We start from the raw sequence: 6,429 nt of genomic DNA, 5'->3' as shown, positions 1-6,429 counted from the left end.
ACATACCGCCGATGCCGCTGCTGAAAAGCGAGCCCACAGAGTTCATGAACCCGCCCGCGAGAGCGCCACCGATGCTACCAATCCCACCCAGAAGACCGCCGCCCCCACCGCCGCCGAACAGGTTGCCTAAGCCGAGCAGGCCACCGCCGCCTCCGCCTGGACCTGCCGCCGCTGCTGCTTGCGATCCTGCCGAGCCACCAGCGGTGATGCCCATCGAAATCATGATCCGGTTCTTTACGGCCAGTGCAATCATTTGGCTGAGCATGCCGGTAAAGGTGTCAAGGATAGACCGTGCAAAGCCCTTGAAGTCCCGAAGGCCCCTGCCGATGAAGTCGCCGAATGCCGTTGAAATACCGTCGATTCCACCAATCAAAATGTTGGCCTTCTCGGTTCCGATATCCTCGGTGGTCAGCGCCGCTTCTTTCAGAGCGTCATTGTAGGCCTCCGCCTCCGATTTGACCTCCTTCAGCGCCTTCGCTGCTTTGCCACCTGCCCCGCCGGTCTTGCCGAGCGACTCGTTGAGCCGGTCCGTCGCTGCTGCACCTCCCTCAATTTCGGTCGCGGTGGTGGAGACTGAGGCGTTCAACTTGTCAACCGCGACCTTGGCGGGTTCGAAGGCTTTGGTGATGATGCCAGCGGCGTTGGCGAAGCCTGCGGCGGCGGCGTCTTCTGCGTGGTAGCCCGCCACGGACATGGAAAGTGCAGTATCGTTGGCTACCTTCGCCACCCTCATCAGCGATGAGCCCACAGCTTCCAGACCAGGGATTTGGTTAAACCCATCCGCTATTTGCTTGATAAATGAGTAGAAGTTGGCAGCCATATCGGACAGAGCGTGGAAGAAACCCGCCTTCATGTTCTCCCAAACCGCATTCAGACCCGGCGGGATTGCAGCAGCCGAATCCACGATCCCCTGCCAGACCGCGCCCGCCACCTCGCCCAACAAGGAAAGCGCATTTCCGAACCCGCCTGCGGCCCGAACCAGACCTGCAAACTTCGCGATCAGGTAACCTGCGCCGATCACCAGTGCGCCAATGCCAGTCGCAAGGATAGCGCCGCGCAATAAGGTCATTGCGCCTGCGAGTGACAGGGTGATACCTCGCGCAGCAAGAAGAGACGCAACGTATTTTCCACCCATGTAGGCCCCGAATACCGCAGCGCTGTAGGCCAGAACGTCGATGTTTTCGGCCAAAGAGATGATGATATTCGCCAGCGCAGAGCTGGCACCCAGGAACGCATCAGTCTCGCCGACGAACAGCGTGAAGCTAGTGTTCAGAACCGACATGGCCTGCGATACTGTTGGGACTGTGTTGCCAAACGCAGCCTCCAACGCATCTGTCGAAGACAGGATCGCATCGAAGAATTCCCGGCTGGAGACCTCCCCGTCGACCACCATATTCCGCAGCTTTCCGACCGACCCCGCAGCACCGTCAATCGCGTTGGCGGCCGCCTGGGCAATCGGGAATGCGCCTTCCAGGATGGAGTTGAATTCTTCGGCGCGAACAACGCCACCCGCCATCGCTTGAGAAAGCTGGAGAAGCGCACCAGAGGCTTGCGCTGCGCTCCCACCCTGCTGGGCCAGCGCCAAGCCGACGTTTTCAGTGAATCGCAGCACGTCAGCCTGAGATGCGCCCAGGTCTCGACCGGCGATATTGATCCGCTGATAGAGTTGCGCAGTCGCATCGAGGGGCGCCCGCGTCCGCTGGGCAATATCCCCGATTGCACCGATCTGCCCTGCCACGTCATCGGCGTTGACGCCCATTGCCCGCAGACTGTTGCCGATCTGGGCGTATGTCTCGGAGGCCCGGCTGACAGCAGCTACGGAAAGGAATGCGCCGCCCATCTTGGCGAGTGATCGGGCCGCAGCCAGTGCGATCCCTTTGGTGTCGCCGGACGATTTATTGAACCGATCAACGTCTTTCGACGCGTCCCGCGCACCCCGACCAGCGCGATTGAAGCCCTTTTCTGTTCCTCCAACAGCCTTCTCGGCCTTGGCCCCTGCCTTGATTACGTCATCCAGGACCTTCTCTCCGCGCTCAAGACTGACAGTGTTGGCGATCATTACCAATTCTGCGAAGTTCGACATTGCTTGCCTCTCAAATGCAAAAGCCGCAGACTGCGCCCCATTTGGAGGAGAGCAATCATGCGGCTATTCGTGGTTTTGATGTGTGTTTGGGGGTCGTCAGCGGTTGCCGACGGAATTGTCGTTTCGGATTGCAAATTCAGGGGTTCCCCACCTGAAATCGCGGAATGTTCAGTGACCAACAATCTGAAAGTTTCGGTCGCTGCGTATAGCTACTCTGTTGTAATCTACAGCACTGACCGTGCAGTTCCTTGGATCGACACACTGAATGGATCAGGGCCGCCAACTCAGTCCAATAAAGTGTCCGGTGGAATTGAACCAAACGAGACGATCAGGGACTACTTCGGTCATTGGACGATCCCGAAGCGAGTTGAGAAGGCGACCGATCTGATCCTAGAGGTTTCTGTGCATGAAGCCACTGCCGCGGACGGGTCGGTAATCGCGATAGATTAACCATCCCCACCGGGGATACCCGAGGGCCCTACTCTTTGCCGTCGGCCTTGGCCGCGCCCTCGTAGTCGATTTTCATGACGCCGGTTTCAGTCCCGAGCTTCAGCAGCATCGAGGCAATTCGTGCGCCGTCTTCGGCGTCGTGTTCCCCATCTGGATCAGAAGCAATTGCCTCGACCATCTGCTGAAGCTGCGCGGCCTCTGCATCCATCTGCTTCTTTTCCTCAAACGGCACATCCAGGTAGCGGATGCGATCCCGAATGGCGGCCATCAGATCGCTCCAGGCGTCCCACCCTTGAGCAGCCGGAGCTGGGTAGGCTTCCTCAAGGGCTGCGATAATTTCCCCTGAAACACTTCTATGGTTGGCTCGGGCTGCCGCAGAAATGCGATTTTTTAGCTCCGTCGGCAGATTCATTTTGAAGGGTGACAACGATTCTCGATCCATGAACCATGCATGGTCAAAAAATGTCCTTTACACAATGGTCATTTTGTGACCATACTTAGTCACAACATGACCAACAATACACAATGAGGAAACCATGTCTGACACACGCCAGTTCAAACTGAACCTTCCAACCGATCTTTTCGATCAGCTTTCGTTGAGAACCGAGCGCAGCCTGCGCTCGGTCTCTGCTGAGATCATCTTCATTCTCCGCGAGGTAATGGAGGATGAAACGCCTACCCCACAACAGTAAAGGCCACCGGGGCGGCAACCCCGATGGCCTTCGTTTGAACCCTCACCCGCTAAGATAAGGAAATTCGAAATGAATATACTCCCTTTCAAATCCGTTATCAACCGCCGTGGCGTCTTGGGCGCGGCAGCGTCACTCGCAGCACTTGCATCATCTGGTCACGCGGCACCCAACTCTGACAGCGACATCGCTTCCATGTACCGCGACTATCTCGCGGCGCGGGACTCCTACAATCGCCTGGACCCGGATGATGCAGAGACCGAACTCGAGCACCTGATCGACCTGAGCGACCGGATCACATTGGCCACCCCTCTGAGCACCTTCGACTACGCCATCAAAATCCTGCACGCCGATGACGGCGGCGACATGTCCGCAAACCGGCAGCAGGTCGCGCTGGTCGCGGAAGCCCGCCGTATCGTTTACCCAACCTAAGGAGGTCAAATGACCCTGCTCTCTATCAGCCAAATCCAGCGCAGTCCTGCTACGCAACCCCGCGAAGCGCTCAACCCAGCAGTGGTTGAGGATTACGCGGAAGCTATGGCCCGCGGCGATCAATTTCCTCCGGTTGTCGTGTTCTTCGATGGCAGCGACTACCACCTTGCCGATGGCTATCACCGTGTTGCCAGCGCCCTTCGAAATCAGGAGCGCAAGATCGAGGCCGACGTTCGCAAGGGCGACAAGCGCGATGCAATCCTGTTCAGCGTGTCAGCCAATGCCACACACGGCCACCGGAGATCCAATGCGGACAAGCGATCTGCCGTGACACGTCTTCTTCAAGACGAAGAATGGTCGAAATGGTCGCAAACCGACATTGCAAAGACCTGCAATGTGAGCCGAGAGTTCGTCAACCGTGTGTCCCAAGAAATTCCGTCTAGTGATCGATCACAAGATACCTCGAGAAAGGTCACGCGCGGTGGCACCACCTACACGATTAACACCGCCAACATTGGGCAGGCCAAAATAACAAAAGAAGATCCTGAAACCGCGCCGCTTCGTGTCAAAGTACACCATACCGAACCTGAGAAAATCAAAGTAGGCAGGATCGAGTTCCGCCACACAGAACGGCCCGACCATTTCGGCCCGCACTTGCCCGATATGGTCAAAATGCCGGATGGCAGTGAGATACCCCGCTCAAAACTGCAGCGGCAGGTGATGGAAGCTGCCGAGCGCGGTCTCAAGCCCGAACGCAAGTCCAGCAACAAAAACCCAATCCACAAGCCCAATCCCGAATGGAACCAGGTGACGCGGTTTGGCGGCTTGTGCCGTGAGATCGCCGAGACTGAAAACCTTGAGGCAATTGCCGCTTGGAATGAACACGAATGGCTCGCCGAACTGACGTTAAACGAGGCCAAATCAGCAATCGAAACCATCAAAACCTTTCTGAAACTCAAGGAGACGACCAATGCGCAAAGAACAGATGACTGAATTCTATGTACTCGCGGACGAAGCCCGGGAGATTTTCGGAGACAGCGCTCCAAAGATCACCGATGAGATTCTACGCGAGGCTTTTCCAAAAACAATGGCGGCCGCCGAGGCGGAGGGTTGCGATAAATTTCTCCGCCACGGCGCAAAGTCTGACATTTCTCGGTACATCCGAAAGCCGAAAGCTTCGGTACGCCAGCTAACATTTGCAAGCCTTGACCCTGATCTACTGCCGCTGGTTCAGGTCCTGAATTCGGTCGCGTACTACGTCCCCAATGGCGCTCATGAAGGCACCTACTATTCGGTTCCTGAACTCTGTCATGACGAGCCGAAGCTGACTCAAGCATATCAATACAAGATCATGCAGCGCGATCATTATGCCGATGAATGTCGCAATCTTCATGTTCTTCTCAAGAAGGTTCGTGAAAAGTCTGGCAAGAGCCGCCCCTCAAAATCCTGACGGCAAGTGCCGTCGCGATACCAACCCATCAACTGAAAGGAAGCACGATGGATAACTTGCAAGAGCACCCCGATTTCAAGAAGGTTGAAGCCCTCACCCAGGCCCTTACCGAATTGGGAGTGGAGGAAGAAGAAACTAACGACCTGGTGAAACGCGTTGTTATGAATTATTGCCCCGAATTCCACGAGGCGCTCGTCAATGTCGGCCTAGAAAAGCTGATTGAAGATTTGTTGGGGGATCAAATCACTGGCTAGTTCGCCACCAAGCAAATTCATTCTTTACTTACCCCTGCCCCACCGGCTTTTCCGCCGGTGGGTTTTTCTTTTGTTGGATCTGTTCCTGAACCCACTTTTTGATTTCAGAATCGTAGGGGTTTTCTGTCCCGGAGATTGGCTTGCTAGGCACTGAGATGGGCATGGCAAGATTATCCTCAAAAAAAACACTCAATGAGTTCCTGGATGCGATCGAGGCGGGTCAACCGCCTCGCCGCTTGTCTGGCTCCTGATCAATCCTCGAACGGCTTCTTCCATTCCATCGGTGGCTTACAAAGTGGATCCGCCCCCTTGGTCAGCCCGCGATGATAAGCCACGCACATCTCAGCCAGCGCCTCGTATTCCCAAGGCTCTGTCAGTCGTTGAGTTGCGGTCCCGAAAGGCAATATCACATCCCAATCGGTAGGAACTGGCCCGGACATCGAACCTCTGACCGGGCCAATCTTGTTCATGGCGTCGATTAGATGGGCCGCGAACTCGATGTCAGGCATTTCAACCTGCGGATCGCGGCCCCTCTCGATGCGATCTTTCTCCATATCAAGCCGGGTCAGCTTTGATTTTTCCGGCGTGCTGTGGAGATAGCCGACGCAAAGGGCGTGCAGTTTCAGTCTGCTGACGATTTCCCCAAAAAATTGTCATCCTCGCGGGCGTGGTCGATCACCTGCTGCGCGAATGACGGGTTCAGCCACTTGGCCTTGTGTTCGGCCATGCGCGCCTCGTAGGCATCGTCGTCCTCATCCTCTTCCTGTTCGGGATCGTTGCCGATGCGCAGAAGGTGCGGGACGCTGACCATGTTCAAATCCAAAAACCATGCGATGTCGTCATCGCTGGCCGTCAGATCACGCAGATTGCCGGTCTCGGGATCGGGACGCTGGATGTTCTCGAACCCTGCGATGAAGGTCTTGGCTGAACGGATCATGGACGCCTGCAAATCCTTTGTCAGATCGTCCTCTTCGTTCTTGCCGCGCTTGTGGGCGCCACGCTTGGCGGATGCGGCCTTCTGGCGGGCGGCCTCTTCCGCACGCAGTCTTGCCTGAGCGCTACGGCTGCTGG

The 6,429-nt window shown here is 56.4% G+C and carries 9 protein-coding genes; 5 read left to right on the top strand and 4 right to left on the bottom strand.

Annotated elements, in window-relative coordinates; genetic code table 11:
• Together A8B82_RS18715 and A8B82_RS23685 are read right to left on the bottom strand one after the other, a co-directional pair.
• Positions 1–2,083 (bottom strand): tape measure protein (locus A8B82_RS18715; RefSeq protein WP_138069803.1); only part of this gene is annotated, 2,083 nt, incomplete at its 3' end.
• A 478-nt stretch (positions 2,084–2,561) separates the two neighbouring features.
• Entirely contained in the window at positions 2,562–2,975 is a 414-nt protein-coding gene (locus A8B82_RS23685; RefSeq protein WP_082899372.1) for an Arc family DNA-binding protein, read from the bottom strand.
• A 94-nt stretch (positions 2,976–3,069) separates the two neighbouring features.
• Between A8B82_RS23685 and A8B82_RS23680 the strand changes: the two genes are divergently transcribed.
• From A8B82_RS23680 to A8B82_RS18685, 5 genes are all read left to right on the top strand, one after another.
• Positions 3,070–3,225, top strand: coding sequence for an Arc family DNA-binding protein (locus tag A8B82_RS23680; protein ID WP_082899371.1), 156 nt, complete (start codon positions 3,070–3,072; stop codon positions 3,223–3,225).
• Between the two features lie 69 nt (positions 3,226–3,294).
• A complete protein-coding gene (locus tag A8B82_RS18700; RefSeq protein WP_067295892.1) occupies positions 3,295–3,654 on the top strand; it encodes a hypothetical protein in 360 nt (119 codons plus the stop codon).
• Between the two features lie 9 nt (positions 3,655–3,663).
• Positions 3,664–4,647, top strand: a complete 984-nt coding sequence (locus A8B82_RS18695) for a ParB/RepB/Spo0J family partition protein (protein WP_082899370.1) — start codon at positions 3,664–3,666, stop codon at positions 4,645–4,647.
• Positions 4,625–5,104, top strand: a complete 480-nt coding sequence (locus A8B82_RS18690) for a hypothetical protein (protein ID WP_067295887.1) — start codon at positions 4,625–4,627, stop codon at positions 5,102–5,104. Before A8B82_RS18695 ends, A8B82_RS18690 begins: the two co-directional genes overlap by 23 nt.
• Before the next feature lie 47 nt (positions 5,105–5,151).
• On the top strand, positions 5,152–5,358 hold the full coding sequence (locus tag A8B82_RS18685; protein ID WP_067295885.1) for a hypothetical protein: 207 nt from the start codon (positions 5,152–5,154) through the stop codon (positions 5,356–5,358).
• Positions 5,359–5,609: 251 nt separating this feature from the next.
• Here the strand turns inward: A8B82_RS18685 and A8B82_RS18680 are convergent, their stop codons facing one another.
• Complete coding sequence (locus A8B82_RS18680) at positions 5,610–5,912, bottom strand: hypothetical protein (RefSeq protein WP_067295882.1); 303 nt, start codon at positions 5,910–5,912, stop codon at positions 5,610–5,612.
• Positions 5,913–5,980: 68 nt separating this feature from the next.
• Positions 5,981–6,429: hypothetical protein (locus tag A8B82_RS24235; protein WP_161489474.1), on the bottom strand; the 449-nt coding region annotated here is incomplete at its 5' end.

Source organism: Sulfitobacter sp. EhC04 (genome assembly GCF_001650875.1).
GTDB lineage: Bacteria > Pseudomonadota > Alphaproteobacteria > Rhodobacterales > Rhodobacteraceae > Sulfitobacter.
This window is presented reverse-complemented; position numbering and strand designations above follow the sequence as displayed.

Bases quoted from the DNA above. Each gene is read 5' to 3' on its own strand.
- A8B82_RS18700 (WP_067295892.1), top strand. From the start codon at position 3,295: ATGAATATACTCCCTTTCAAATCCGTTATCAACCGCCGTGGCGTCTTG.
- A8B82_RS18695 (WP_082899370.1), top strand. From the start codon at position 3,664: ATGACCCTGCTCTCTATCAGCCAAATCCAGCGCAGTCCTGCTACGCAA.
- A8B82_RS23685 (WP_082899372.1), bottom strand. From the start codon at position 2,975: ATGGATCGAGAATCGTTGTCACCCTTCAAAATGAATCTGCCGACGGAG.
- A8B82_RS18690 (WP_067295887.1), top strand. From the start codon at position 4,625: ATGCGCAAAGAACAGATGACTGAATTCTATGTACTCGCGGACGAAGCC.
- A8B82_RS18680 (WP_067295882.1), bottom strand. From the start codon at position 5,912: ATGGAGAAAGATCGCATCGAGAGGGGCCGCGATCCGCAGGTTGAAATG.
- A8B82_RS23680 (WP_082899371.1), top strand. From the start codon at position 3,070: ATGTCTGACACACGCCAGTTCAAACTGAACCTTCCAACCGATCTTTTC.
- A8B82_RS18685 (WP_067295885.1), top strand. From the start codon at position 5,152: ATGGATAACTTGCAAGAGCACCCCGATTTCAAGAAGGTTGAAGCCCTC.